This is a genomic window from Streptomyces millisiae (assembly GCF_031845425.1).
In the GTDB taxonomy this organism is placed as follows: Bacteria; Actinomycetota; Actinomycetes; order Streptomycetales; family Streptomycetaceae; genus Streptomyces; species Streptomyces millisiae.
Genome location: NZ_JAVREM010000014.1, coordinates 1 through 24,594, shown reverse-complemented (window position 1 = coordinate 24,594; position 24,594 = coordinate 1). Strand labels below are relative to the sequence as shown.

Annotated in this window: 27 protein-coding genes and 1 pseudogene; 16 read left to right on the top strand and 12 right to left on the bottom strand. The window is 73.7% G+C overall.

The annotated features are described in order from the left end of the window. Nucleotides 1-80: 80 nt before the first annotated feature. The 3 genes from RNC47_RS14110 to RNC47_RS14100 form a co-directional block, all read right to left on the bottom strand. Entirely contained in the window at nucleotides 81-815 is a 735-nt protein-coding gene (locus RNC47_RS14110) for a spermidine synthase family protein (protein ID WP_311598794.1), read from the bottom strand. Between the two features lie 61 nt (nucleotides 816-876). Further along, on the bottom strand, nucleotides 877-1,740 hold the full coding sequence (locus RNC47_RS14105; protein ID WP_311598792.1) for a lysozyme: 864 nt from the start codon (nucleotides 1,738-1,740) through the stop codon (nucleotides 877-879). 247 nt (nucleotides 1,741-1,987) lie between these two features. Beyond that, nucleotides 1,988-2,785, bottom strand: a complete 798-nt coding sequence (locus RNC47_RS14100; protein ID WP_311598791.1) for a protein phosphatase 2C domain-containing protein — start codon at nucleotides 2,783-2,785, stop codon at nucleotides 1,988-1,990. Between the two features lie 391 nt (nucleotides 2,786-3,176). On the opposite strand from RNC47_RS14100, the gene RNC47_RS14095 reads away from it, so the two are divergent. Both RNC47_RS14095 and RNC47_RS14090 read left to right on the top strand, forming a co-directional pair. Next, the gene (locus RNC47_RS14095; RefSeq protein WP_311598790.1) at nucleotides 3,177-5,471 is read left to right on the top strand and encodes a sensor histidine kinase; all 2,295 of its coding nucleotides are present in this window, start codon (nucleotides 3,177-3,179) and stop codon (nucleotides 5,469-5,471) included. Next, complete coding sequence (locus RNC47_RS14090) at nucleotides 5,468-5,965, top strand: roadblock/LC7 domain-containing protein (RefSeq protein ID WP_311598788.1); 498 nt, start codon at nucleotides 5,468-5,470, stop codon at nucleotides 5,963-5,965. Before RNC47_RS14095 ends, RNC47_RS14090 begins: the two co-directional genes overlap by 4 nt. Here RNC47_RS14090 and RNC47_RS14085 read toward each other — a convergent pair. From RNC47_RS14085 to RNC47_RS14075, 3 genes are all read right to left on the bottom strand, one after another. Then, the gene (locus tag RNC47_RS14085) at nucleotides 5,962-6,591 is read right to left on the bottom strand and encodes a coiled-coil domain-containing protein (RefSeq protein WP_311598786.1); all 630 of its coding nucleotides are present in this window, start codon (nucleotides 6,589-6,591) and stop codon (nucleotides 5,962-5,964) included. The two genes, RNC47_RS14090 and RNC47_RS14085, sit on opposite strands and share 4 nt — an antisense overlap. Before the next feature lie 91 nt (nucleotides 6,592-6,682). Further along, on the bottom strand, nucleotides 6,683-6,913 hold the full coding sequence (locus RNC47_RS14080; protein ID WP_311598784.1) for a hypothetical protein: 231 nt from the start codon (nucleotides 6,911-6,913) through the stop codon (nucleotides 6,683-6,685). A gap of 12 nt (nucleotides 6,914-6,925) precedes the next feature. Further along, the gene (locus tag RNC47_RS14075; RefSeq protein ID WP_311598783.1) at nucleotides 6,926-7,651 is read right to left on the bottom strand and encodes a TetR/AcrR family transcriptional regulator; all 726 of its coding nucleotides are present in this window, start codon (nucleotides 7,649-7,651) and stop codon (nucleotides 6,926-6,928) included. Nucleotides 7,652-7,943: 292 nt separating this feature from the next. Here RNC47_RS14075 and RNC47_RS14070 point away from each other — a divergent pair, with 292 nt between their 5' ends. After that, nucleotides 7,944-9,878, top strand: coding sequence for a nitrate- and nitrite sensing domain-containing protein (locus RNC47_RS14070; RefSeq protein WP_311598782.1), 1,935 nt, complete (start codon nucleotides 7,944-7,946; stop codon nucleotides 9,876-9,878). A gap of 13 nt (nucleotides 9,879-9,891) precedes the next feature. Here the strand turns inward: RNC47_RS14070 and RNC47_RS14065 are convergent, their stop codons facing one another. Then, nucleotides 9,892-10,143 (bottom strand): hypothetical protein, encoded by a 252-nt coding sequence (locus RNC47_RS14065; RefSeq protein WP_311598780.1) that lies wholly within the window; start codon nucleotides 10,141-10,143, stop codon nucleotides 9,892-9,894. A gap of 342 nt (nucleotides 10,144-10,485) precedes the next feature. On the opposite strand from RNC47_RS14065, the gene RNC47_RS14060 reads away from it, so the two are divergent. From RNC47_RS14060 to RNC47_RS14025, 8 genes are all read left to right on the top strand, one after another. Then, entirely contained in the window at nucleotides 10,486-10,728 is a 243-nt protein-coding gene (locus RNC47_RS14060) for a hypothetical protein (protein WP_311598778.1), read from the top strand. Nucleotides 10,729-10,822: 94 nt separating this feature from the next. Then, nucleotides 10,823-11,284 (top strand): MarR family winged helix-turn-helix transcriptional regulator, encoded by a 462-nt coding sequence (locus RNC47_RS14055; RefSeq protein ID WP_311598776.1) that lies wholly within the window; start codon nucleotides 10,823-10,825, stop codon nucleotides 11,282-11,284. 43 nt (nucleotides 11,285-11,327) lie between these two features. Next, nucleotides 11,328-11,867 (top strand): GNAT family N-acetyltransferase, encoded by a 540-nt coding sequence (locus RNC47_RS14050; RefSeq protein WP_311598774.1) that lies wholly within the window; start codon nucleotides 11,328-11,330, stop codon nucleotides 11,865-11,867. A gap of 42 nt (nucleotides 11,868-11,909) precedes the next feature. Continuing rightward, nucleotides 11,910-12,557, top strand: a complete 648-nt coding sequence (locus RNC47_RS14045) for a LysE family translocator (protein ID WP_311598772.1) — start codon at nucleotides 11,910-11,912, stop codon at nucleotides 12,555-12,557. A gap of 144 nt (nucleotides 12,558-12,701) precedes the next feature. Beyond that, on the top strand, nucleotides 12,702-12,998 hold the full coding sequence (locus RNC47_RS14040) for a DUF6087 family protein (protein WP_311598770.1): 297 nt from the start codon (nucleotides 12,702-12,704) through the stop codon (nucleotides 12,996-12,998). 4 nt (nucleotides 12,999-13,002) lie between these two features. Beyond that, a complete protein-coding gene (locus RNC47_RS14035) occupies nucleotides 13,003-13,776 on the top strand; it encodes a class I SAM-dependent methyltransferase (protein ID WP_311598769.1) in 774 nt (257 codons plus the stop codon). Nucleotides 13,777-13,905: 129 nt separating this feature from the next. Next, nucleotides 13,906-15,132 carry a helix-turn-helix domain-containing protein gene (locus RNC47_RS14030; RefSeq protein WP_311598767.1) on the top strand — a complete coding sequence of 409 codons (1,227 nt, stop codon included), beginning with the start codon at nucleotides 13,906-13,908 and terminating at the stop codon, nucleotides 15,130-15,132. Nucleotides 15,133-15,230: 98 nt separating this feature from the next. Next, on the top strand, nucleotides 15,231-15,734 hold the full coding sequence (locus RNC47_RS14025; protein ID WP_311598765.1) for a hypothetical protein: 504 nt from the start codon (nucleotides 15,231-15,233) through the stop codon (nucleotides 15,732-15,734). A 1-nt stretch (nucleotide 15,735) separates the two neighbouring features. On the opposite strand, the pseudogene RNC47_RS14020 reads toward RNC47_RS14025, so the two are convergent. Then, nucleotides 15,736-16,085 (bottom strand): annotated as a pseudogene (locus tag RNC47_RS14020) (hypothetical protein). 203 nt (nucleotides 16,086-16,288) lie between these two features. Between RNC47_RS14020 and RNC47_RS14015 the strand changes: the two are divergent. Next, complete coding sequence (locus tag RNC47_RS14015) at nucleotides 16,289-16,795, top strand: GNAT family N-acetyltransferase (protein ID WP_311598764.1); 507 nt, start codon at nucleotides 16,289-16,291, stop codon at nucleotides 16,793-16,795. Nucleotides 16,796-16,829: 34 nt separating this feature from the next. On the opposite strand, the gene RNC47_RS14010 is transcribed toward RNC47_RS14015, so the two are convergent. Together RNC47_RS14010 and RNC47_RS14005 are read right to left on the bottom strand one after the other, a co-directional pair. After that, a complete protein-coding gene (locus RNC47_RS14010) occupies nucleotides 16,830-17,570 on the bottom strand; it encodes an alpha/beta hydrolase (protein ID WP_311598762.1) in 741 nt (246 codons plus the stop codon). 138 nt (nucleotides 17,571-17,708) lie between these two features. Beyond that, on the bottom strand, nucleotides 17,709-18,764 hold the full coding sequence (locus RNC47_RS14005) for a zinc-dependent alcohol dehydrogenase family protein (protein ID WP_311598760.1): 1,056 nt from the start codon (nucleotides 18,762-18,764) through the stop codon (nucleotides 17,709-17,711). A gap of 114 nt (nucleotides 18,765-18,878) precedes the next feature. Between RNC47_RS14005 and RNC47_RS14000 the strand changes: the two genes are divergently transcribed. Continuing rightward, nucleotides 18,879-19,217 carry an ArsR/SmtB family transcription factor gene (locus tag RNC47_RS14000; protein ID WP_311598759.1) on the top strand — a complete coding sequence of 113 codons (339 nt, stop codon included), beginning with the start codon at nucleotides 18,879-18,881 and terminating at the stop codon, nucleotides 19,215-19,217. A gap of 141 nt (nucleotides 19,218-19,358) precedes the next feature. Continuing rightward, entirely contained in the window at nucleotides 19,359-20,372 is a 1,014-nt protein-coding gene (locus RNC47_RS13995) for a glycoside hydrolase family 5 protein (protein ID WP_311598757.1), read from the top strand. Between the two features lie 43 nt (nucleotides 20,373-20,415). On the opposite strand, the gene RNC47_RS13990 is transcribed toward RNC47_RS13995, so the two are convergent. Continuing rightward, entirely contained in the window at nucleotides 20,416-20,916 is a 501-nt protein-coding gene (locus tag RNC47_RS13990) for a MarR family winged helix-turn-helix transcriptional regulator (RefSeq protein ID WP_311598755.1), read from the bottom strand. Nucleotides 20,917-21,004: 88 nt separating this feature from the next. Between RNC47_RS13990 and RNC47_RS13985 the strand changes: the two genes are divergently transcribed. Further along, on the top strand, nucleotides 21,005-21,520 hold the full coding sequence (locus RNC47_RS13985; RefSeq protein WP_311598753.1) for a YceI family protein: 516 nt from the start codon (nucleotides 21,005-21,007) through the stop codon (nucleotides 21,518-21,520). Between the two features lie 6 nt (nucleotides 21,521-21,526). Here RNC47_RS13985 and RNC47_RS13980 read toward each other — a convergent pair whose 3' ends face one another. Beyond that, complete coding sequence (locus RNC47_RS13980) at nucleotides 21,527-22,681, bottom strand: site-2 protease family protein (protein WP_311598751.1); 1,155 nt, start codon at nucleotides 22,679-22,681, stop codon at nucleotides 21,527-21,529. 145 nt (nucleotides 22,682-22,826) lie between these two features. Between RNC47_RS13980 and polX the strand changes: the two genes are divergently transcribed. After that, nucleotides 22,827-24,551, top strand: a complete 1,725-nt coding sequence (gene polX, locus RNC47_RS13975) for a DNA polymerase/3'-5' exonuclease PolX (protein ID WP_311598749.1) — start codon at nucleotides 22,827-22,829, stop codon at nucleotides 24,549-24,551. The last annotated feature ends 43 nt before the right edge of the window (nucleotides 24,552-24,594 follow it).

The window sequence follows — 24,594 nt, the reverse complement described above, 5'->3', positions numbered from 1 at the left end:
CGACTGTGCTGATTGCACAGAGACTGTGAAGGTGCTGGTAGGCACTGGGCAGCAGCGTAGGCCCGATGGGAAGGCCGCGGCTACGCGGACTGCCTGGCGAGATGGTGGCTGGCGAGAAACAGCACGTCGGGAACGCCTCGGGCAACCGGGACTTCTCTGGTGCGAACGTCGGCGAAACCGGCCTTCCGCAGATTCTCCACAAAACGCTCGGAGCCGTGTGCCGACCAGACCACCAGCAGCCCGCCCGGGCGGAGCGCGGCGCGGCAGGCCGCGAGCCCGGCGGGGGAGTAGAGGCCGTCGTTGTCCTCGGTCACCGTCCAGTCGGGACCGTTGTCGATGTCCAGGCACAACGCGTCGTAACCGGCCCGGACGCCGCGCAGGTGGGCCAGCAGGTCGTCGTGGACCAGCCGCACCCGGGGGTCGGCGAGCGCGCCCGCGGTCAACTCGCCCAGCGGGCCCGCCCGGTGCCAGTCGATGACGGCCGCCTCCCGCTCCAGCACGGTGATGCGGCCCCAGCCCGGCTCGCTGGCCGCGGCGACCAGCGAGAAGCCGACCCCGAGACCGCCGATCAGCACCTCGGGCGGCGCGGCGGCCGGCCCGCCGCCGGCCAGGGCCGCGAACGCCTCGGTGACCAGCAGGCGTTCCGAGCGGCCGTCCGAGGTGTCCATCAGGAAGCAGCCGTTGGCGACGATCTGGAGCAGCGCGCCGTGGCGGCGCAACACCACCTCGCCGAACGGCCCTTCCCTGCGGTCGAGGACGACCGGCCGGTCGTCCTCGGCGGGGGGAGCTGGGTTGGGGAACGGAGCGGGGGCCATGCGCCCATCATCGCGCATGGCCCCCTTCGCACGTTCGCGGTGGTTCGCTCCGGCGGTCGGGTCAGCCGTTGGCGAGCGCCTGCAGCCGGTCCATGGCGCCGTTGAAGACGTTGTGATCGCCAACGGTCGGACCGGTCGAGGTGTACTGCCAGAAGGTGTAGAAGCCCCAGCCGGCCGGCAGGGTGCCGGGCGAGGAGGCGTAGCGGGCGACCCACAGCGGGTTGGTCGAGCCGAAGGCGCTGGAGTTGCCGGTGCAGGTGGTCCACCAGCTGGTGGAGGTGTAGATCACCACGTCGCGACCGGTGCGGGCGCGGTAGGTGTTGGCGAAGTCCCGGATCCAGTTGACCATCGCGGACTGGCTCAGCCCGTAGCAGGTGGCGCCGTAGGGGTTGTACTCCATGTCCACCACGCCGGGCAGGGTCCTGCCGTCCCGGGACCAGCCGCCGCCGTTGTCGACGAAGTAGTTGGCCTGGGCGGCGCCGCTGGAGTTGTTGGGCAGCGCGAAGTGGTAGGCGCCGCGGATCATGCCCACGTTGTAGGAGCCGTTGTACTGCTGCGCGAAGTACGGGTTCCGGTACGAGGTGCCCTCGGTCGCCTTGACGTAGGCGAACCGGTTGCCGGCGTTCCACAGCGTGCTCCAGGCGACGTTGCCCTGGTGGCTGGAGACGTCCACGCCCTCGACCGTGGCGAGCGGGGTGACGATCGAGTCCTCGGTGACGCGTTGGCCGCCCTCGTGTTCGAGGATCTCGGAGCCGAGGTAGGCGGAGCCGACGGCCGGCTCGCCGCGCTCGGCGGCCTCGGCCGCGGTCGCGGCGTTGGGGGTGGCGATCAGCAGCGCCAGGGTGGCGACGACCGTGGAGAGCAGGGCGGGTATGCCGCGGCGGCGGGCGCCGGGACGGGTTCTTGACCTACCGGAACCAAGCATGGGCCGAGCCTTTCGAGCCGTGAGGTGTGGGGGTGGGCGAAGCAGCTCGTCGCGCTCACATGGTGTGATCACGTCAATCGTGAAGGTAATGGGAGTGCTTGGTGAGGCGGAAGGGGGCGCCGGGCACGCCGTTGGTCTACCCCGGTGGCGATCGCGAACGGATCTGCCAGGACGGCTGACCGGCCCTCAACTTTCAGGCGTGAAAACTCCCCGGGACCCCCACGGTCTACGCGCGCAGCGGGCGGAGTCAGAGCTCGGCGAGCAACACCGAGGCGTCGTCATGCGTCTTGCCGCGCGGGTACGCCGTGCCCGCCGGGTCGGCGGCCTCGGCCTCCCGCACCTGCCTGATGGCCGCCTGCGGCCCGTCCGCGATCAGCACCGAGAACAGGTCGGCCCAGTTGCCGAGGCCGAACGTCTCGACCCAGCGGCCGAGTCCGTCGCTGAGGGCCACCAGCGAGCGCACCCGGCTCCGGGGCAGCGCGCCGGTGACGGCGAGCTCGGCCACCGCCGGATCGGCCGCCGCCGTGAAGAAGCCGCCCGGCATGTTGCGCAGGCCCTCGACGAAGGCCGCCCGCTCGCCGCGCGGCAACCTCAGCGCCGCCGGCCGGAGATCGTCGAGGCGCGTGTCAAGTACCGGGTGGATCTCACCCTCCTGGTCCTCGATCAGCAGCGCGGAGTCGGAAAGCACCAGGTACTCGACGGTCTCGGCCGTCCAGCGGGCGCAGACGACGGTGGCCTGCGGCGTGCGGCGGTGAGAAAGGTCACACGTCTCGCGGTGCGCGTCGGCCGTCCGGCCGATGGCCTCGGCCAGGCAGGAGGCGGGCGACATCTCGGCCCGCGAGCCGAGCAGTTCGAGCAGCGCCCCGCCGAGCCTCGACGAGAACCATGCGACGCTGTGCCGGCAGCCGACGGCATCGGTCGGCGCCGTCACGCCGTCCAGCAGCACGAGGGCGCCGCCCGCGCCCGAGGCGGGCGTCGCCGCGGCCACGTAGTCCTCGTCTGGCAGGCCGGGGGTGCCCGGTTCGGTAGCGGACTGGATGCGCATGGCGACCAGTCTGCCGTAGGCTGGGATATGTCAGTGATTGTGGGGATAACAGCGGGTATAACAGCGGGTATTGACGCGGGGACAGGGGATCTTGCCAGGAGACGCGGCGGAATTCCAGTCGAATCGGGGCCCTGAGCAGGCCGGGTTCCGACGTCGGCTTGTCCGCCAACTCCCCCGTAAGGTTCACTCCTTCGGGTAAGACCGGGCGGACACCGCTCTGCTGCCCGGTCGGCGCTGGCAACGTTCGGTGCCCAAAGTGACGAGAATGCGAGCACAGGTGCGGAAGACCACACTGCACGACCCCGCCGACCCGTCCCACCCCGCACCGTCAGGTTCCCGGACGCGTGCGGCGCGGCGGCGGGCGAGAGTGCGTACCCGGCTGGTGGTCGGTGTGCTCCTCACGGGTGTCGCGGTGCTCGGTGCCGGTGCTCCCGCCATGCTCGGCACCGTGGAGGACTACGACGAGGCCCGGCGGCTGCACGAGCGCTCCCAGGTCGCCGAGCAGGTCGTCACCCTCTCCCACCTGGTCGCCGACGAGCGTGACGCGCTGGTCGCGGCCGTCGCCGCGGGCAACCCGGGCGCGGCTCGCGGCGAGGACGAGCTGGCCCACGTCGACGACGCGGCCGCCGGCCTCGGCGGTTCCCTCGACCAGCAGACCGGCGCCGCGCTCGCCGGCCTGCCGGCGGCCCGCGAGTTCGCTCACTCCGCCGAGGCGACGCCGCTGGCGACCTTCGACGCCTACACCGCCATCGTCCAGGCCCTCGACGGCTTCCTGCGCGCCACCGTCGACGCCGCCCCCGAGGACGCCGACGACCCCGCCGCCGACGCGCTGCCCGACCTGGCCCGAGCCGTGGACGCCTCGTCCGCCACCCGCGGCCTGCTGCTCGCCGCCCTCGCAGGACCCGGCGAGCAGCGCGAGCTCACCACCCTCGCCCAGCGGCAGCGGGTGCGCGAGGAGGCCGCCCTCGCCGACTTCACCGCCGTGGCCGGCCCCCGGGCCGCCGGCGCCTACGAACACGCCCTCACCGGCGGCGGCGCCGAGGCCGCCGCCGGGCTGCTGCTCGTCCTCACCGACGCGCCCGTGCTCTCGCCCGAGGACCACGCGCTGGACGAGAGCCAGGTCCACGACACGCTGCTGGACCGCACCCGGCTCCAGCGGGGCGTGCTCACCGACCTCGCCGACGAGCACACCGACCGGGTGCGGAGCCTGCGCGACGGCGAGGTGCAGGAGCTCACCTTCGCCGGCGGCGCCCTGCTGGTGGCGCTGGTCCTCGGGATCGGCGTGAGCGTGGGGACCGCGCGCTCCCTCACCCGCCCGCTGGCCGCCGTCCGCCTTGGCAGCAGCCGGGTCGCCGCCGACCCCACCGGGCAGGAGCCCGTCAAGTACTCGGGGCGCAACGACGAGTTCGCCGAGGTCGTGGCCTCGGTCAACGCGCTGCACGCCCGCGCCCTCAGCCTGCACCAGCACGCGACCGAGGCCGCCCAGCAGGCCGCCGAGATCGCCCAGGACACCGGCGGGCTGCGCGCCGAGCGCGACCGGCTGCTCGCCGAGCAGAACGAGCTGCACGCCAGGCTCGCGGCGCTGCACGGCGCGGTGCACGGCATGTTCGCGCACCACGCGCAGCGGCTGCTGATCCTCACCGGCGAGCAACTGGCCGTCATCGAGGGCCTGGAGTCGCAGGAGACCGACCCGGACCGGCTCGCGGTGCTGTTCACCGTCGATCACCTCGCCGCCCGGATGCGCAGGCACGGCGAGAACCTGCTGCTGCTGGCCGGCGCCGAGCCCCCGCAGCAGCTCAACGAGCCGATGCCGCTGATCGACGTGGCCCGCGCCGCCGTCAGCGAGATAGAGCGCTACGAGCTGGTGGAGACGGCGCCCGCGCCGCCGCCGGTGTGGATCACCGGGGTCGCGGCCCGCGACCTGAGCCACCTGCTGGCCGAACTGCTCGACAACGCCACCGCCTACTCGCCGACCGGCGCCCGGGTCAGGCTCACCGGCCGCTGGGCGGACGGCGAGTTGCTGATGACCGTCGAGGACGAGGGCCTCGGCCTGAGCCAGGAGCGGCTCGCCGAGCTCAACGCCAGGATCGCCGACCCGGTCACCCCGCCCCCCGGCGCCGCCTCGGTCCCCGAGGCCGGCATGGGCATCGGCATGGGCCTCTACACCGTGGCCCGGCTGGCCGCCAGGCACGGCCTCCGCTGCTGGCTGCGGGCCCGACCGACGGGCGGCACGGTGGCCGAGGTCGCGGTGCCGGCCCGCCTCGTCGAGGACGTCACCGAGCCCTACCCGAGCCACGGCACGGCGCCCACGCTGCCGGTCCGCGAGCCGGGGGGCAGCGGGCCCGTGCCCATCCCCGACGCCAGGACCGCCGAGTACGCGCGCGCGGCGGAGCACACCGAGCACGCGCACGCCGCGGACACCGCGCCCAGGTTCCAGCCGCAGCCGCCGCCGGCGCACGCCATCACCGACAGCGGCCTGCCGCGGCGCACCAGGGGCGTGCCGACCCCCTTCGACGACCCCAACGGCGGCCGGACCCCGGCCGTCGACCCCGAGGAGCTGCGTCGTCGGCTCGGCGGCTTCCAGCGTGGCGCGCGTGACGGCCACCGGGACGCGGCCCAGGCCGCGGGTGGCTATCCGGGAGACTTCCGTGGCTCCGCAGCGACCGGAGAGGAGATGCCGTCATGACCTCGCAGATCCAGGTCCCGCCGGGCGCCAGCCGCAGTGGAGGGCAGGACCTGCGCTGGATGCTCACCCGACTGGTGGAGGAGGTGCCCGGGGTGCTCTCGGTCGCCGTGGTCTCCGCCGACGGCCTGCCCCTGCTGTCCTCCGAGCCCCCGGAGGACCCGGCGGGGACCGGTCGGCGCCGCCGGTCGCTGACCGGACCGCTGGGCGCGGCGGCCGACCTGGCCACCGTGGTCTCCGGGCTCGGCAGCCTCACCAACGGCGCGGCCGCGCTGATGGACGGCGGCCAGGTGCGGCAGACGCTGGTGGCCATGGCGGAGGGCAACCTGCTGGTCATGTCCATCAGCGACGGCTCGCTGCTCGGCGTCTACACCGACCCCGAGGCCGACATGGGTGTGGTGACCTACCACATGGCGCTCTTCGTCGGCCGCGCCGGCCACCTGCTCACCCCCGAGCTGCGGGCCGAACTGCGCCAGGCGACGCCGAGACCCCGCTAGCCCCCGGCGGCCTGGCCGGCCCCTCCGGTCGGCTCCGGCGTCTGGGGCGGTGTCAGCTCGGCCAGTTCCTCGGGGGTGAGGCCGGCCGTCAGGGCGGCCAGTTCGTCGAGACGGCGGTGCAGGTCGTCGCGCCGGCGGCGTTCCTCCTCGGCGGCGGCCAGCTCCGCGTCGAGGGCCGCCCGGGCCGCCGTGGCCAGCTCGTCGGCGGCCCGCTCGCCCGAGTCGAGCCGGTCGATCTCGGCGGCGCGGGCCGCCGCCGCCCGGGCCGCCACCGTCTGGTCGTGCAGCGCCTGCCCCGGGTCCTCGCCGAGCAACAGGGCGAGCGCCGGCGGCAGTTGGAGGCCGCCGCGGTACTGGGCGCGGGCGACGCGGCCGGCGGCTTCCCGGGCGGCGGCCAGGTCGGAGCGGGTCGCCGCCAGCCGCTCCTCCAAGCGCCTGGCCTCGTCCCGCCGCTCGGCCAGCCGCGCGACGGCCTCCTCGTGAGCCCGGGTCGCCTCCCCGGTCTCCCGGTACAGGGCGCGCAACTCCTCCTGCGGCGAGCGCTCGGCGGCCGCCGGACGCACCGGCACGGCGGTGAGGGCCAGCACGGCCAGGGCCGCCGCCGCCCATCGGCGCTGTCGGGTCAAGGGCGCACCTCCGTGCCGCTCGCGCAGTGGTCACGCGCATGGTGCGCACGGCCGCGCGGCCGGCGCGCGCCGGGCGGGTCCGAAGGGGTGGTCAGTCTCCGGCGTCCGGGTCATAGACGTACTGCCAGCCGCGCGGCAGCCGCAGCAGCCTGCTGTGCCCGATCGGCTCAAGGCGGTAGACGTAGACCCGGTCAGGCTGCACCTCGTCGCCCGGCACCGGCACCCGGTAGACGCGCGGCGGCTTGCCCGTGGGCCCGACGAGCACCGGCAGCACCCGGCCGTCGAGCGGTCCGCCGACGAAGGGCGTGCGTTCGCTCCGCATCCCGCCGCCCCGTCAGGCGCCCGTGGGCGTCATCATCGCGATGGTCCGCTCGAACAACTGGTCGATCCGGCCGCCCGGTTCCTCCAGCTCGGCGGCGGCGCGCAGGAAGCGCGCCGTGGCCTTGTCCCGCCCGGCGGTGACCACCAGCTGGGCCACGAACTGGTCCACCAGCCAGTCGCGCAGCCGGTCGAGCGGCAGCTCCTTCTCCTCGTCGAGCCAGATCAGCGAGGCGGCTTCGACCGTGGTTATCCAGGTGCGTACGACGAGCCGCAGCGGCGGGCTCGGCTCGGCCACCCGCATGTGCCGCAGCACCTGGGTGGCCGCCGCCCGCCGCACCCGGTCGACGATGGCCGTGGTGCGGTTGGTCTCCACCACGCTGCCGCCCTTGAGCAGCGCGGTGAAGCCCTCGCCGTGCCCGTCGACGAAGGCCAGGTAGCGGTCGAGGCCGGCCGCCAGACGCTGACTCAGCGCGCCCGACTCGGCCACCGCGAAGCACAGTTCGAGCTGTTCGGCCGCGCTGCTCAGCGCCGCCTCGTACAACTGCTGCTTGCCGCCGGGGAAGTAGCGGTAGACCAGCGGCCGGGAGACCCCGGCCTCGCGGGCCACGTCGTCCAGCGAGACCTCCTCCGGCACGCTGCGCGCGAACAGCGCCTGCGCCGTGGCGATCAGCTGGCCACGGCGCTCCTCCACGCTCAGTCTGCGGTAGGCCGGACCGGGCGGGTCGGGGCGGCTGCTCATGAGCTGAAGGGTAACGGTCCAGGCCGGTCCGAGGGGGAACCGGAGCGTCACTGTCCGGATGGCGTGGGGCTCGAACCCGTCCCCTTCACGCCCGCCGCGGGCCCGATTCACGCCACTTGTTCACTTCACGGCCACGGGTATCGGAGCCTTCGGTAACCACGTGACGCTGTGCTGTGTGGCTATGACGCGTGTGTCGAGTACGCGGCGAGGGTCCGGACGCCGGTCCGGGCGGCCGACCGGGAGGCGGGTCCTGACCGGCTGGCTGCCGCGCTGGAGCACCATCCGCGGCCGGGTGGCCATCGTGCTCGCCGTGCCCACGTGCCTGCTGCTCGTGCTCACCGGGGTCGCGGTGGGGGACCGGGCGGAGGACTGGTCGGCGGCCCGGGAGAGCGGCGAGCGGGTCCAACTCGCCCTCGACGCCCAGAACCTGGTCCGCGAGCTGCAACGCGAACACGGACTCACCAGCGGCCTGCTCGGCGGTGCCGGTCGCTACCGGCCGGAACTGGCCGACACCAGGCGGCGGGTGGACGCCATCCACGCCGAACTGCAACGCCGCGTCGACCGCGACTCGGCCCCCGCCTTCGAGGACGCGCTGGGCTCGCTCGACCAACTCCCCGCCGTCCGCGAGGGGGTGGACGACGAGTCGATCGACCGTGAGGAGGCGCTCGGCTTCTTCGCCACCGCCATGGCCGAGTTGAACGACGCCCAGCTCGCCGAGGGCTCGAACCACGGCGACCAACTCCTCGGCGACGGCATGGCCGCGCTGCAGGAGCTGGCCGGCGCCACCGAGGCGCTGGCCGAGGAACGCGGCCTGATGAACGGCGTGTTCGTGGCCGGCCGGTTCACCGAGGGCCAGTACGTGGAGTTCGCCGGCGCCAGGGCCGCCCGCGAGTCCGCGCTGCGCGGCTACGAGCAGGTGGCCACCGCCGAGCAACGCGCCGCGCTCGACGCGGCGTTCGAGACCGAGGACGCGACGCGGGTCGCGACCTTCGAACAGCTGGCCGACGCCGGCGCCGACGGCTCCCCGCTCGACGCCCAGGCCGACGACTGGTGGACCGCGAGCACCGCGCTCACCGACGGGCTGCACGAGACCCAGCGACAGGTGGGGGAGGACGTCGCCGAGCGCGCCGACCGGCTCAGCGCCGCCGCCACCCGGCAGCTCGCCGGCTTCGTCGCCCTGGGCCTGCTGATCCTCGGCGTGGCCGTGGGGCTCGCGGTGCTCGCCGCCCGCTCCATCGCCCGCCCGCTGGACGAGCTCACCCGGCAGGCCGAGGCCGTGGCCGGGCACCGGCTCCCGGAGACCGTCCGCTCCATCCAGGAGGCCGAGCCGGAGGAGGCGGAGCAGCTGCTGCCGCCCGAACCCGACCCGACGCTGGCCGGGGGCGCCGAGGAGGTCACCCGGCTGGCCGCCGCGCTGCACGACGTGGAGCGCACCGCCGTCGGCCTGGCGGCCCAGCAGACCGTGCTGCGCCGCAACGGCACCGAGTCGCTGGCCAACCTCGGGCACCGCAACCAGCGCCTGGTGCGCCGCCAACTCCGGCTGATCACCGCCCTGGAGAGCAAGGAGCTGGACCCGGACGCGCTGGGCGAGCTGTTCGAGCTCGACCACCTGGCCACCCGCATGCGCCGCAACGCCGACTCGCTGCTGATCCTCACCGGCCAGCAACTGCCGCCCCGCGTCTGGACCGGCACCGCCGAGATCGCCGAGGTGGTCCACTCGGCGGTCTCCGAGGTGGAGGACTACCGCAGGGTCACCCTCGTCGAGGCCGAGCCGTGCTCGGTGCACGGCGGCGCCTTCTACGAACTCTCGCACCTGCTCGCGGAGTTGATCGAGAACGCGCTGACCGCATCGCCGCAGGGCCGGCTCGTGGAGGTCTACGGCTGGTGGGACGGACCCGAGTACTGCCTGGCCATCGTCGACCGCGGCGACGGGATGACCGATGAGGAGTTGGACCTCGCCAACGCCCGGCTGCGCGGCGAGGACTCGTTCCTGGTGGCCCCCACCCGGTTCCTCGGCCACTTCGTGGTCGGCACCATCGCCGCCCGGCTCGGCGTCCAGGTGGAGGTGCGACACACCCAGAGCGCTCCCACCACGGCCGCGGCGCGCGGCGCCGGCGTCTCGGCGTATGTGGCGCTGCCGTCCGACCTCGTGCACCCGCGTGCCGCGGGCCGGGCGGCGCACGCCGAGCCTCCCCCGCCGGCGCGGGCGATCGGCAGGCGGCGCTGACCGGCGCCGCCGCTCAGCACAGGTGGTTGATCTGCAGGACCGTCATGGTCTTGAAGCGGTGGCCGGCGAGCACCACGGCGAACGCCTGCTCGGTCACCACCATCCGCATCACCGGGTCGTCGTGGCCATACGGCTCGGTGGCCCGCAGCGGGTCCTCGCAGGCCCCCGCCATGCCCAGGGTCAGCCGCTCGCTGACGTCGGGCGGCAGCGCGTCGTGGGCAGCCTCCGCCACGGGGTCGTACCTGAGGCGGTAGGTCACGTCCATGTGGGTCCCCGTGCGGCTTGGCGCTCGTCCTGGCGCGTGTCATGCAGCGTAGCCGATCTGGGGCGGAGCGTGACCTGATAGTCCGACCGCGACCGGCTGATCCGGGCGACACCCGGGCGGCTCACGGTGGAAGTCCCAGACTCTGGCGTTGAGTTCAGGATATATCCCGGCAACGGTGACCCGTCGCGCCGGTCTCCGCCCGCCCGTGTGCCGTCCGGCCTGCGGGTTTTCCGATTCCCCCGGAAGACGGAATGAACCGCCGGCGCCGCTCGCACGTGATTCCTGTGGGCGCACCGGCACCGGCCCCGGCCCTCGGCCGGCGGTCAGGAAGGAGCTGACGCGATGGAGCAGGACATCCGGGCGGAAGGGCGCGGGCTGCCGGAGGTCGGCGCCATGGCACGGGACGTGCGGCGCGACCGGATCGGCCGCGTCATGGCCTACGAGGGCGGCCAGGTGTGGCTGCGCCCGTTGGCGGGCGGCCTGGAGTGGACGGCGCGTCCCTGCGACGTGCGTCGGGTCTCGCTGAGCGAGTCGCTGAGCGCCCGGGTGGCCGAGGCCAACCGCCGCTCCACCGGCATGCGTTGACCGCTTCCGCCGGAGCCGGGCGCCGGCCCGGCGGGGAGGTCGATCCGCATAGTCGACTATCGGTTAGCCGACTATGTGCAGCTAGGATCGAGGCGTGGAAGCGAGTGAGGTCAGGCGCGTCAACCGGGCGCTGAACAAGACGAGCCAGCTGTACCGCGCGGCCAAGGCGCGCCGTCTCGCGGCCCTCGGCCTGCACCCAGGGCAGGACGTGCTGCTGTGGGTGCTGGCCCAGGAGCCCGACGGCATGACCGTCTCGCGACTGGCCGCCACCCTCGGCATCGAGCAGCCCACCGCCACCCGCAGCCTGGCCCGGCTCGAACCCGGCGGCTGGTTCCGCCGCGAGCCGGTCCCGACCGACCGCCGCCAGGTCCGCATCGTCGTCACCGAGGCCGGCCACCGCCTGCTGCCCGACATCGAGCGCACCTGGGCCGAGCTGGCCGAGCTGACCATGGGCGCCGTCGACCCCGAGCGCCGTGAGATCGCCCTCGCGGTCCTGGAGGAGGCCAACGACCGGCTGCGCGAGGTGGTGGGCGAGGAGCCGCTGGCCCAGGGGTGAAAACGCCTGGCCCCGGGCGGCCGCCGTCGCCCATCATCGGCGCGTGGACGCCTACCTCACCACCGCGCGGCTGCGCCTCCGCCCCTTCACCGCCGACGACCTCGGCCCGCTGGTCGAACTCGACGGCGACCCCGAGGTGATGCGCCACCTCGACGCCGGCCGCCCGCTCGACCCCGAGACCGTGCGGACCGTGACCCTGCCCAGGCTGCTCGGCCCCGGCTACTGGGCGGCCGAGGAGCTCGCGGGCGGCGCCTTCGTCGGCTGGTTCGAACTCCGCGCGCTGGCCGACCCGGGGGAGCGGGAGCTCGGCTACCGGCTGCTGCGGGCCGCCTGGGGGCGCGGCTACGCCACCGAGGGGGCCAGGGCCCTGGTCCGGCTCGGCTTCACGGAGCTCGGCGCCCGGCGGATCCTGGCCACCACCATGTCCGTCAACACCCGCTCCCGCCGGGTGATGGAGAAGGTCGGGCTGCGCCACGTCCGCACCTTCTTCGAGGACTGGCCGGAGCCCGCCGAGGGCGCCGAACACGGCGACGTCGAGTACGCGCTCAGCCGGGCGGACTGGGAGCGCGACCACCAGCGCTGAAAAGGGCTGCGGGCCGGTCACCGACCGTGCTTCGATGGCCGGATGACGTCCCCTGACCGGCTGCTCGCCTTCGCGGCCATGTCCTTCCTGCTGATCATCGTCCCAGGGCCCAGCGTTCTCTTCGTGATCGGTCGGGCCCTGGCCCACGGCCGTCGCGCCGCGCTGACCACGGTCGTCGGCAACACGCTCGGCGCCTACACCCTGGTGATCGCCGTCGCCCTCGGCGTCGGCACGATCGTCGAGCGCTCGGCCCTCGTCTTCACCGCCCTCAAGCTGGCCGGCGCCGCGTACCTGGTCTACCTGGGTGTCCGGGCCGTCCGTGAACGCCGCTCGCTGCGCGCCGAGTTCGCCGCCGAGGGCGAGGGGGCAGCGGCCCGACGCGGGCTGCGCACCCTGTGGGAGGGGTACGTGGTCGGTGTCACCAACCCCAAGACGATCGTCTTCTTCGCCGCCGTGCTCCCGCAGTTCGTCGACCGGGCACAGGGCCATGTGACGCTCCAGATGCTCGTCCTCGGTCTGGTGTTCAACGCCATCGCCCTGACCCTCGACAGCGTCTGGGGCCTGGTCGCCGCCGGCGCCCGCGGCTGGTTCGCGCGCTCCCCGCGGCGCCTCTCCGCCATCGGCGGTTTCGGCGGTTTCGCGATGATCGGTCTCGGCGTCACGGTGGCGGCCACCGGCCGCGCGGACTGACCGGCCGCGCCCCCGTGCGTCCCCCGTGCCCCGGTGCGCGGCGGCCGTGCGTCACGATTCCCCGCGAGACGGGGGTGCCTGACGGCGTGTCGTGGTGTCATGGAGGGACTCCGCCCCGTTCGCGCCAGAGAAAGAACCGTTCGCATGGAAGAGGAGCCGCTGTCCGACTGGGCAGAGCGACGCAGCCGGCGCCGCGCCGATCGCTACCGGGTGGTCACGCTCACCCCCGGCCCGCCGGCCGGCGGCCATGTGGACCCGGCGGCACCCCGCCTCGTCAGCCGGTGGAACGGCTACGAGTGGGAGGCCGTCGCCGTCGTCGCCAACCTGGCCGAGGCCAAGCGGATCCTCTACCCGGAGACGGCCGGCACCGACCCCACGCCCTGCCCGCCGGCCGTCGGCCGGCACCGGCGCGCCGCCCCGGAGCGGGGCGAGGGGAGTTGAGCCGGTGACGCGCGGCCCGACCGTCCGCGAGCTCACCGCGCAGGCGCTGTCCTCGGTGGAGCGCGGATACGACCTGCTCGCGCCGAAGTTCGATCACACCTCGTTCCGCACCCCGGACCCGGTGCTGGACGCGATGACCGAGGCGCTGCGCCCGCTCGGCCCGTTCGACGCCGCCCTCGACGTCTGCTGCGGCACCGGCGCCGGCGTCGGCGTGCTGCGCCGCCTCGCCGTGGACCGGGTGGTCGGTGTCGACTTCAGCGCCGGCATGCTCGCCCGGGCGCGCGCCGCACACCCCGGAGGGCCACGCTGGGTACGCGCCGACGCGCGGGCGCTGCCGTTCGCGCCGGCCACCTTCGACCTCGCGATCAGCCTCGGCGCCTTCGGCCACTTCCTGCCACACGAACGCCCCGCGCTCTTCGCCGGCATCCGCGCCACGCTCCGGCCCGGCGGCCGCTTCGCCTTCCCGATGGCCGCGCCGCCCCGCGTCGGCTCCCCGCCCTACTGGGCCCTGTGGGGCTTCGACGCCGCCATGCGGCTGCGCAACGCGGTCTGGCGCCCGCGCTTCGTGATGTACTACCGCACCTTCCGACTCCCCGACGTGCGACGCGAGTTGGCCGCCGCCGGCTTCACGGTGCGGATCCTCCCGCTGACGGCGCTCGGCCGCCGCGACGACGGCACGCTGCGCTGCGCGCTGCTCGTCGCCGAGGCCACCGCCGTCACGGCGGCGGCAACGGCCCGCGCCGCAGCGCCACCACGACGGCGTGCGTCCGGTCACTGACGTCCAGCCTGGTGAAGACCCGCTCGGTCGGGGCCCGCCGCACCTCGGGGCGCGCTCCGGGCTGTAACGGAAATTCCCGCCCTATGCTGGCAGCGACTCGCGAGCGCGGCATGCGAACGGGGATGCGTCATGGACGAGGATCTGGCCATCGGGCGGCGGGTGCGGCGGGCTCGTGACGCCCTCAACCTCACCCAGGAACAGTTGGCCGAGCGCGCTGGACTCAGCGTCGGCGTCGTCAAGAAGATCGAGCGGGGCGGCACCTGCCGGATCGACACCTATCACGCGCTGGCCAGCGCGCTGGGGCTGCGGACCAGCCAACTGTTCGATCCGCCCGCGCTCGGGGCGGACCCGCACGCCGATGACCGGACCATGGCGTTGATGCCGCTGCGACAGGCCATCTCGCCGCCGGTCACCATCGGCGGGCGCCTGAGCCTGACCGATGCCGACGAGCCGGTCGCTCTGGACCGGCTGCGCCGGGCCGCCGACTCCGTCGTGGGCTCGTACTACCAGGACGACTACGACGAGTTGGGGAAGCTGCTGCCTCCGCTCGTTCAGGCCGCGCACCTCGCGGTCGATCGGTTCGACGACGGGGACGACCGTGCGGCAGCGCTGGAACTGCGCGCCGACGTCCTGCTGATGGCCGGCCGGTATCTCACGGCCGTTCGCGCGTACGACCTGGCCCACATCGCTCTCCGGGACGCGGTGCGAGACGCGGCGGCCGTCGAAGACCGAGCCCGCGGGGCAGCCGGCGTCTATTTGCAGGGGTGGATGCTCCTACGTCAGGGGCGGCTCGACGAGACGGAACTGATCTCGGTCGCCACGGCAGACGAGGTCGAGCCCCGTATCTCGCGCGCGTCGCGCGGCGAACTCGGCGTCTGGGGGCGCCTCCTGCTGCGCGGCTCCTCGGCGGCGGCCCGGAACAACAGGCCCGGTGAGGCCCGGGAAATGCTGCGCGTCGCCCGGACCGCCGCGCTGGCCCTCGGTGGCAGGACCGCCACGGAGATGCGTAGTTGGGGGCGGTTCGACTGGAGCAGCGTCGCGCTTCAGGCGATTGAGAACCACTCGGTGGCCCGCCGCCCGGAGCGGGTGCTCGGACTCGCGCGACGTCTGCCGCCCACCCTCACGCTCACGTCGAACACCCGGAACCGACACCTGCTCGACGTGGCGCACGCCCACACGCAACTCCGGCAGGCGGACGACGCGTTCCGGATCCTCTCCGCGCTGCGGAACTCGACCCCCGGCTGGCTCCAGCACCAGGGGCTGGCGCGAGACGTCTTCCGGGCGGCCCGGCGGGCGAAGCGCCGTCCGCTCACGTGGGAGCAGCGGGAGGTAGGGGAGTTCCTGAGGGTGCGGTGAGCGGACACGCTCCGTGTCTCCCCTGGTAGGCCAGGCGGTGCGAGACGGCCACGCGCCATGCCTGTAGTCGATCGGCTACAGCTCGTAGTTTCACTCGCGTGGCTTTCTTCCTCTCTCCGCTGCCCGTGTGGATCCCGCCCGCGTCCGCCGGGGTGCGTGACGTGCCGGCGGGTCGTTGGTGGGACGTCGCCGAGGCACCGAGCTCGGTGGTCTGGGGCGCGATGGCGCGGCTCGCGTGGCGCTGCGGTCCGGTCGTGGAGGACCAGGGCGCGGGCGTGGCCCGGTGGTTCGTCGCGCCGGGTGCCGCCGAGGCGTGGGCGCTCGGCGCGGTGCGGATCCTCGGGCACGGCCACTACGTGGGCGTGCCGCCGGCCGACTGGACGCGGGAACCGGTGCGTTGGCTGCTGCCGCCGCGTGGCGACTGCCTGACCGACGCCGGCGCGCTGCGCGACGCGCTGGTCGCCGACGTGGTCACCGTCGTCACCGGCCGCGAGGCGCCGACGGCCGTTCCCGTCGCCACGTGCTCGTACTGCCGTCACCGGGTCGAGCAGCGCGCGGACCACGCGCCCGACTGCGCCTGGCAGCCGGGCCGGGCGCGGTAGCTCAACGAGCCGGCGGCGGTGGCTGGTCGAGGAAACGCTCGCCGACGACCTGGCCGGCGATGGTCTCGCCGGTCGGCCGGAAGCCGAGCGCCCGGTAGAACGGTTCGGCGCCGCCGGGGCGCGGGACCCACAGCACGGTCACCCGGTGTTGTCCGCGCCTATGACGAAACCGACGAGGCGATCGCCGTCGTAGACGAGTCGGGGCCAGGCCACGTCGGGGCAGGTGTACGCCTCGGCGAGCGACACGGCGACGGGGGCGACGAGGTCCTGCTGATCGGGCCGGACGTCCAGCTTGCAGGCCGCGCCGACGTTGTCCCGGTCGACGGCTTCGAGTCGTAAGGCGGAAGTCATGGGGCACCACTACCCGGTAGCCCGGTCCGGGCCACCGCCCGCCCCGTCACCTCCTCCTCCCACACGTTTCCTTGGAACTTCCAAGTACTTCGGCGCACACACCCTCTCGACGGCCCGGCGTGATCGGTCGGCGTCCGCGCCGGCCCGGCGCTCGGGCTCCGTTATTCGGTGGCGCGAGCCCGCCGAGCCCGGACAATGCGTTCATGCGCATACGAGCCGTGCACCTGGACGAACTGCCGCTGCTCCAGGACATCGAGCGGGCCGCCGGGCAGTGCTTCCGGGACGTCGGCATGCCGGAGATCGCCGAGGACGAGCCGCTGCCGCTCGACGAACTCGCCCGCTACCACCGCGCCGGGCTCGCCTGGGTCGCGGTCGACGACGCCGACACCCCGGTCGCCTATCTGATCGCCGACCGCGTCGAGGGAAACCTGCACGTCGAGCAGGTGTCGGTGCACCCGGACAGCGCGCGTCGCGGCGTCGGCCGGTCGCTGCTCGACCAGCTGGCCGGGCACGCCGCGAGCGAGGGCGCGCCCGCCCTGACCCTCACCACGTTCACCGAGGTCCCGTGGAACGCCCCCTACTACGCGCGCTGCGGGTTCCATCCCCTGGACGACGGCGACCTCACCCCCGGCCTGCGGAAGATCCGGGACCGCGAGGCGGCACACGGCCTGGACCGATGGCCCCGGACCTGTATGCGCCGGGACCTGTGAGAGGCCGTGCCCAGCCGGCCGGGGGTGGTCGCTGCTAGCTCAGGTGCCGGGTGAAGAACCGGGCCGCGGCGTCCCCCGCGGACTGTGGGACGCCGGTGTGCCCGCCCATGTTGGCGACCAGCGTCTTCTCCCTGGAGCCGAAGGCGTCGAACAGGTCGAGCGCCGCCTGCCGGTCGTTCCCCTCGTCGTCCCACTGCAGCAGGACGTGCAGCGGAATGGTGACCCGGCGGGCCTCCTCGAAGATGGCGCGCGGCACGAGGCTTCCGGCGAAGAGGCCGGCGGCCACGATGCGCGGCTCGACCACCGCGAGGCGCACGCCGATGGAGATCACTCCGCCCGAGTAGCCGACCGGGCCCCCGAGTTCGGGCAGCGACAGGAGAGCATCGAGGGCGGCCTGCCATTCCGGGACCGCCTGGTCGACGAGCGGCAGGATGAGCGCGTCGACGATCTCGTCGCCGACCCGCTCGCCGGCTTCCACAGCCCGGCGCAGGTCGGCGCGGGCCTGCTCGGCGGCGGCCCGACGGGGCCGGTCGCCGCTGCCGGGGAGCTCGACGGTGGCCGCGGCGAAACCGTCCGCCGCGGCCCGCCGGGCCCGCGCCACCAGGCGGGGGTACATCGGGCGCAGTCCGAGCGGGGAGTGGCCGAGCAGGATCAGCGGCACCGGCGTGGACGCGGACGGGGGCGTCCACAGGATGCCGGGGATCTCGCCGAGGGTGAACCCGCGTTCCAGGACGCCGTCGTCGAGGCGCTGTTCGGACGTGAGGTGAAGAGGCATGGTCGTGCCTTTCGGGAGTGCGCTGAACGGCGCTCCCGGACGACCTATCGCCCGACCGTGACCCCGGAGGGGAGCACCCATGTCGATATCGCGGTCACGGGTACCACCTCCTCGTTCTCTCGCACGGCCGCCAGCAAGCTAGCAGCGGCCGCCGCGGTCCGCCAACGGGTTTTCGGCGGGCCCGTCGTGGTCGACGGTGAGGACGATCTTGCCGACCTGGGCGCTCGCCTCCAGGTAGCGGTGCGCCTCGACGATCTGGTCCAGGCCGTGGAAGACGCGGTCCACCACGGGGCGGAACGCCCCGGTCCGCAGGCCCGAGGTGACGAACGCCTCGGCGCGGCGCAGGCGTTCGGCGTCCCTTGTGGTCTCGTGGAGCGTGTAGGTGCGGATGTTCAGCGCCGGCATGCCGAGTTGGAAGCCCGGGTAGGGCGTCGGCTCGCCGCTGAGCGCCCCGTAGAGGAAGAGCGTGCCGCCGGGGGCCACCACCCGGGCCAGGCCCACCACGCCCGGGCCGGCCACCGCGTCGAAGACGAACTCGGCGCCCCGGCCCCCGGTCAGCTCGGTGACCCGCGCGACGACGTCCTCCTCGCCGGTGACGATCACCTCGGCGGCGCCTGCTTCGAGCAGGGCGGCCCGCTTGGCCGGGGTGCGGGTGGTGGCGATCGGCACCGCCCCGACGCGCAGGGCGAGCTGGATCGCGGCGAGCCCCACGCTGCTGGTGGCGGCCGTCAGCAGCACCGTGTCGCCGGCGCGCATCCCGCCGACTTCGACCAGCGCGCCGTACGCCGTGACGTACGGCATCCACACGGCGGCGCCCTGAACCGCGTCGATCCCCGCCGCGCGTGGCAGCACGGCCGCCGCCGGGACGAGGGCGCGCTCGGCGTAGACGCCGTAGTCGTTGAGCGAGAACGCCGGGACCACGCTGACGGCTTGGCCCGCCTCGAAGCCGGTCACACCCGCGCCGACCGCCTCGACCACGCCCGCCGCCTCGTAGCCGAGCCGGGCCGGGAACTCCCTGACGTCCTCGATGTAGTGGCCCGCGCGGAACAGGGCCTCGGCCCGGTTGAGGCCGATCGCGTCGACGCGGATCGCCAGCTCGCCCGGGCCCGGATCGCCGAGCGGCACGTCCTCGACGCGCAGCACCTCGGGACCGCCGAGCTCGTGGAACCGTACCGTCCTCGCCGTCGCGGTCATCGCGCCTCATCCCTCTCGAACGTCGCCGTGTCGCCGGCTCACCGTGTCCTCGCCTCAGCCAAGCCCATAAGTACGATGGCTGTCAAACTTTGATGAACGTCGTACCATGGTGGCGTGGTGAGAACGCGGCGCGACGGGCGGGAGCGGGTCCCGCCCCATCCGGAGGTCGGGGCGATCGGCCTGCAGCAGGTGCTCGAGGCGCTGGTCGACCCGGTGCGCCGGGGGATCGTCGCCGAGCTGTACGCCTCGGACCGGGACATCAGCTGCGGCGGTTTCGACGTGCCGGTCAGCAGGTCCACCGCCACTCACCACTTCCACGTGCTGCGTGAGGCGGGGCTGATCCGTCAGTACTACGTCGGCACCTCCCGGATGAACGCGCTGCGCCGCGAGGAGTTCGAGGCGGCGTTCCCCGGCCTGCTGCCCGCCCTGGTGGGCGGCCGGGGCCGGGCGTGAGCGGCGGAGGGCGGGCCGGGTAACGCCGGGGTTCGGTGGTTCGCGTGGGTTGACATGGCTCGGACAGGCTGGCCTGATGGGCATTGGGAGCGCTCCCAAACACTGGAGTCCCACGGGACGGATCTCCTCGAGGAGCAGGCCATGAAAGCACGCACGCGCTCAGGCGCTCTGGTGGTGGCCGCGTTCGCGGCCCTCATCGGTCTCATCGGTCTCGGCGGTCCGGTCGCCGCCCAGGCCGAGCCGGTCGACACGGCCGCCGTCGGCCTCCGGATCAGCAACGGCCGGCTGGTCGAGTCGACGGGCAACGACTTCGTGATGCGGGGCGTCAACCACGCCCACACCTGGTTCCGTTCGCAGACCAACTCCTTCGCCGACATCAAGCGGCTCGGTGCCAACACGGTGCGGGTGGTGCTCTCCACCGGCGACCGCTGGACGCGCAACGACGCCGCCGACGTGACCAACGTCGTCAACCTCTGCAAGGCCAACCGGCTGATCTGTGTGCTGGAGGCGCACGACACCACCGGCTACGGCGAGCAGTCGGGCGCCGTCTCGCTCAGCCGCGCCGCCGACTACTGGATCAGCGTGCAGAGCGCGCTGGCCGGCCAGGAGAACTACGTCGTCATCAACATCGGCAACGAGCCCTACGGCAACAACAACGCCGCGGGCTGGACGGCCGACACGCAGAACGCGATCAGCAGGCTGCGCAACGCCGGCTTCGACCACACGCTGATGGTGGACGCGCCCAACTGGGGCCAGGACTGGTCGGGGACCATGCGGTCCAACGCGCAGGCCGTGTTCAACTCCGACCCGGACCGCAACACGCTCTTCTCGGTCCACATGTACGGGGTCTACGACACGGCGGCCGAGGTGCGCGACTACCTCAACGCGTTCGTCAACGCCCGACTCCCCATCGTCGTCGGCGAGTTCGGGCACAACCACTCGGACGGCAACCCGGACGAGGACACCATCATGGCGACCGCGCAGCAGCTGCGGATCGGCTACCTCGGCTGGTCGTGGTCGGGGAACAGCGGCGGGGTCGAGTACCTGGACCTGGTCACCGGCTTCAACGCCTCGCAGCTGACCTCCTGGGGCCAGCGGCTGTTCAACGGGGCCAACGGGATCGCCGCCACCTCCCGCGAGGCGGACATCTACTGAGCGGCGTGCGCGGCGCGGCGCCTCGCGCCGCGCCGCGCGGGCGTCAGGCCGGATCGCCGTCCGGGGCGTCGCGCAGGAGTGCGCGCAGCGCCTCGCACTGGGCGGGGCCGATGGCCTCGGCGAGGGCGCGGGTGACGGTGTCGGCGAGGTCGGGTGACGCCTCCGCCAGCAGCCGTCGGGCCCTCTCGGTGAGGGCGACCTCCACGCCGCGCCGGTCGCCGCAGACGGAGCGCCTGCTGACGAGCCCGGCGTGCTGGAGGCAGGCGATCTGGTAGGTGAGCCGGGTCTTGGGGCGGCCGAGCAGCTCGGCGATCCGGGTCATCCGCAGGCCCTCGTCGGGGTGGTCGGCCAGCAGGCAGAGGACCAGGAACTCGTCGTGCGAGACGTTGAGCCGGGCCTTGACGACCGAGCGCAGCCGCTGCTCGATCGCGCCGGTGGCCGCGAGCAGCAGCATCCAGCCCCTGAGCTCGGTCCGCAGCGCGCCCGTGCCGGCCTCCGAGGGACATCGGGGCAGGTCGGCGGCGGGTTCCTCGGGTTCGGCCATGACACCGATTCTACGGCTTGTTCAAAAATGGATGACTTGCTAGCGTGACGCCAACACTCATCCAAATTTGGACGAACAGGAGCGGCTCATGACCGTCGCCGTGGAAACCGGGACCTGGCAGCTCGACCAGGCCGCCTCGACCGTCGCCATCCGGCACCGGACGATGTGGGGCCTGGTCACCGTCAAGGGCACCTTCGCCGCCGTCAGCGGCCAGGGCGAGGTGCGCGCCGACGGCACCGCCAGCGGCGTCGTCACCCTGGACGTGGCCACGCTCGACACCGGGCACGCCAAGCGCGACCAGCACCTGCGCTCCGCCGACTTCTTCGACGCCGAGCGCCACCCCGAGATCACCTTCACCGCGAACGGCGCCACGCCGGGCGACGACGGGACCGTGCGGGTCGACGGGCGGCTCACCGTGCGCGGCGTCTCCCGGCCGCTCTCGCTCACCGCCACCCTCGGCGACGTGTCCGGCGAGGCGCTCACCCTGGACACCGAGTTCACCGTGGACCGCGCCCGGTTCGAGATGGGCTGGAACCAGCTGGGCATGATGCGCGGCCTCGCCACGGTCACCGCCAGCCTCCGCTTCACCCGCGCCGCCGGCTGACCCACCTCACCCCCGGCCGCCGCCGTGGTCGGCCGCGACCCGCCGCACCGTGCGGTCGACGTCCGCCGGCGACACGATGCCCACCGGGTGGCCGTCGTCGTCGAGCACCAGCAGCCGGTGCTCGGGGCCCGGCGTCATCCTGGTCAGCGCTTCGGACAGTGGCTCGTCCGGCCGGCTCAGCCGGGTCTCCTCCAGCGGCAGCATGATGTCGCCGACCGTGGTCCGGCCCTGCTCGTCCTGCTCCACCCGCTCCGCCCTGTCCATCGTCAGCAGCCCCACCGCGTGGCCGTCCTCGCCGCTGTCGTCCCTGGTCACCGGGAACGCGGCGTGCCGGCCGGCCAGCGCCTCCCCGGACAGGAAATCGCCGACCGTCTCCCGGGACGGCACCGTGACCGGATCCCGGGTCATCGTGTCCCGAACCGCCACCCCGGACAGCAGCTCCCGCAGCCTGGCCTGCCTGGCCTCCTCCGTCGCCGCGAGCACCAGGAACCAGCCGACGAGCGCCAGCCACAGCGCCGAGAACGACGCGCTCCACAGGAAGGCCCAGAGCCCGAACCCCACCAGCAGCCAGCCGAACACCTGCCCGGCGCGCGCCGCGCCGTTGGTCGCCCGCAGCCGGTCGCCGGTGCGCCACCACAGGAACGAGCGCAGCAGCCGGCCGCCGTCCAGCGGCGCGGCCGGGATGACGTTGAAGACCGCCAGCAGGATGTTGATGGTGGCCAGCCAGGCCGCACCCTCCACCAGCGGCCCGGACGCCCCGATGGCGTGCAGCAGCCACGTCAGCACCACGAAGACGCCGCCCAGCAGCAGACTGACCAGCGGGCCGACGCCCGCGATCCGCCACTCGGCGCCCGGCGTCGGCGCCTCGGACCGCATCCGGGTCACCCCGCCCAGCAGCCACAGCGTGATGTCGTCGACCTCGACGCCGTTGCGCCTGGCCAGGATGGCGTGCGCCAACTCGTGCGCGAGCAGCGAGGCGAAGAAGACGACGGAGGTCCCGACGCCGACCAGGGTGTAGATCACCCAGCCGTGCCCCGGGTAGTCGGCCGGCAGCCGGCCGGCGGCCAGCACGGCGGCGATCAGCGCGAAGATGACCAGGACGCTCCAGTTGACCCCGACCCTGATGCCGGCGATCCGCCCCAGAACGAAGGTCGCGCGCACCGGTCACCACCTCACCCTCGGCCCCCTGTGCCACTGACCGGCGCCGAGTACCCGCGACCGGCCGGGCCATTCCTCGCGCCGCGCCGCGCCAATGGCCGCGACCGCTCGCCGTGCCGGGGCGCGCCCCGCTTCCTAGACTGAACGCATGGCTCGGCCGAACGAGGAGGTCGAGGCGCTGCTCCAGGAGTACGCCGACCTCATCGCGATCACCGGCGGGGACGCGTTCAAGCAGCGCGCGTACGAGCGCGCGGCACGCGCCGTCGGCGGCTACCCGCAGGACGTGTCGGGGCTCGACGCCAAGGCGCTCAAGGGCATCCCCGGCGTCGGCAAGTCCATCGCGGACAAGATCGCCGAATACCTGGAGACGGGGCACGTGGCCGCGATCGAGGAGACCAGGTCCACGGTGCCGCCCGGCGTCCGCGAACTGATGTCGATCCCGACCCTCGGCCCCAAGCGGGCCATGACGCTCTACCGCGAGCTGAAGGTGTCCTCCGTCGACGAACTGGTGGCCGCCGTCCACGAGGACCGGCTCACCGGGCTCAAGGGCTTCGGCCCCAAGGCCGCCGACAACATCCTGCACGGCGTCGAACTGATGCGGGCCTCCGGCGGCCGGATCCTGCTGGGCGAGGCGCTGCGGATCGCGGAGGAGACCGTCGCCGGACTCGTCGCCGCCACCGGCTGCGAGCGGTGCGCCTACGCCGGCTCGGTGCGGCGGATGAAGGAGACCATCGGCGACGTCGACGTGCTGGTCGCCGCCCCCGACGAGGACGCCGAGGCCGTGATGACGGCCTTCACCGAACTGCCGACCGCCGCCGAGGTCGTCGTGCACGGGCTGAAGAAGACGTCGGTGCGCACCGCCAAGGGCCTCCAGATCGACCTGCGGGTACTGCCGCCCGACTCATGGGGAGCCGGCCTCCAGTACTTCACCGGCGCCCAGCAACACAACATCCGCACCCGCGAGATCGCGCAGCGGAAGGGCCTGAAGCTCTCCGAGTACGGCGTCTTCGACGCCGAGCGGGACAAGCCGCTGCCGGCCCGCACCGAGGAGGAGGTCTACGCCCACCTCGACCTGCCGTGGATCCCGCCGACCCTGCGCGAGGACCGCGGCGAGGTGGCCGCCGCCCAGCGCGGCGAACTCCCCACGCTGGTCGGCGAGGACGACCTCCGCGGCGACCTGCACACGCACACCGACCTGACGGACGGCCTGGCGTCCCTGGAGGAGATGGTGGAGGCGGCGGCGCGCCGCGGCTACGCCTACTACGCCGTCACCGACCACGCGCCCGAGCTGAAGATGCAGCGGATGACCAGCGAGAAGATGCTCGCCCAACGGGACCGGGTGCGGGCCCTCGCCGACCGGTACGGGCGCCGGCTGCGGCTGCTGCACGGCACCGAGCTCAACATCGACCCGGAGGGCGAGGTGGACTGGCCCGCCGACTTCCTCGCCGGCTTCGACCTCTGCGTCGCCTCCGTCCACTCCCACTTCGGCCTCGACCGCGCCGCCCAGACCCGCCGCCTCATCAGGGCCATCGAGAACCCGCACGTCAACGTCATCGGCCACCCGACGACACGGAAACTGGGCCGCCGGGCCGGCATCGACGTCGACCTCGACGCGGTCTTCGCGGCCTGCGCGCGCACGGGAACGGCGCTGGAGGTCAACGGCCACCCGGAACGGCTCGACCTGCGCGACGAACACGTGCTGCTGGCGCGGCGGCACGGCGTCCGCTTCGCGATCGACAGCGACGCGCACGCGGTCTCGGAGCTGGCCAACGTGCGGTTCGGCGTGGCGACGGCCCAGCGGGGCTGGCTGACGCCGGCCGAGGTCATCAACACGTGGCCACTGACGCGCCTGCGTCGCTTTCTGCGGCCGTGAGGTTTTTTCCCCACCCACCCGCCCTCTCGCTGGGCGCTTGGCC

What these genes read in the sequence shown, in the direction of transcription:
- RNC47_RS14110 (WP_311598794.1), bottom strand. Translation starts at nt 815, where the DNA reads ATGGCCCCCGCTCCGTTCCCCAACCCAGCTCCCCCCGCCGAGGACGAC.
- RNC47_RS14105 (WP_311598792.1), bottom strand. Translation starts at nt 1,740, where the DNA reads ATGCTTGGTTCCGGTAGGTCAAGAACCCGTCCCGGCGCCCGCCGCCGC.
- RNC47_RS14100 (WP_311598791.1), bottom strand. Translation starts at nt 2,785, where the DNA reads ATGCGCATCCAGTCCGCTACCGAACCGGGCACCCCCGGCCTGCCAGAC.
- RNC47_RS14090 (WP_311598788.1), top strand. Translation starts at nt 5,468, where the DNA reads ATGACCTCGCAGATCCAGGTCCCGCCGGGCGCCAGCCGCAGTGGAGGG.
- RNC47_RS14080 (WP_311598784.1), bottom strand. Translation starts at nt 6,913, where the DNA reads ATGCGGAGCGAACGCACGCCCTTCGTCGGCGGACCGCTCGACGGCCGG.
- RNC47_RS14075 (WP_311598783.1), bottom strand. Translation starts at nt 7,651, where the DNA reads ATGAGCAGCCGCCCCGACCCGCCCGGTCCGGCCTACCGCAGACTGAGC.
- RNC47_RS14065 (WP_311598780.1), bottom strand. Translation starts at nt 10,143, where the DNA reads ATGGACGTGACCTACCGCCTCAGGTACGACCCCGTGGCGGAGGCTGCC.
- RNC47_RS14060 (WP_311598778.1), top strand. Translation starts at nt 10,486, where the DNA reads ATGGAGCAGGACATCCGGGCGGAAGGGCGCGGGCTGCCGGAGGTCGGC.
- RNC47_RS14045 (WP_311598772.1), top strand. Translation starts at nt 11,910, where the DNA reads ATGACGTCCCCTGACCGGCTGCTCGCCTTCGCGGCCATGTCCTTCCTG.
- RNC47_RS14040 (WP_311598770.1), top strand. Translation starts at nt 12,702, where the DNA reads ATGGAAGAGGAGCCGCTGTCCGACTGGGCAGAGCGACGCAGCCGGCGC.
- RNC47_RS14030 (WP_311598767.1), top strand. Translation starts at nt 13,906, where the DNA reads ATGGACGAGGATCTGGCCATCGGGCGGCGGGTGCGGCGGGCTCGTGAC.
- RNC47_RS14015 (WP_311598764.1), top strand. Translation starts at nt 16,289, where the DNA reads ATGCGCATACGAGCCGTGCACCTGGACGAACTGCCGCTGCTCCAGGAC.
- RNC47_RS14010 (WP_311598762.1), bottom strand. Translation starts at nt 17,570, where the DNA reads ATGCCTCTTCACCTCACGTCCGAACAGCGCCTCGACGACGGCGTCCTG.
- RNC47_RS14005 (WP_311598760.1), bottom strand. Translation starts at nt 18,764, where the DNA reads ATGACCGCGACGGCGAGGACGGTACGGTTCCACGAGCTCGGCGGTCCC.
- RNC47_RS13995 (WP_311598757.1), top strand. Translation starts at nt 19,359, where the DNA reads ATGAAAGCACGCACGCGCTCAGGCGCTCTGGTGGTGGCCGCGTTCGCG.
- RNC47_RS13990 (WP_311598755.1), bottom strand. Translation starts at nt 20,916, where the DNA reads ATGGCCGAACCCGAGGAACCCGCCGCCGACCTGCCCCGATGTCCCTCG.
- RNC47_RS13985 (WP_311598753.1), top strand. Translation starts at nt 21,005, where the DNA reads ATGACCGTCGCCGTGGAAACCGGGACCTGGCAGCTCGACCAGGCCGCC.
- polX (WP_311598749.1), top strand. Translation starts at nt 22,827, where the DNA reads ATGGCTCGGCCGAACGAGGAGGTCGAGGCGCTGCTCCAGGAGTACGCC.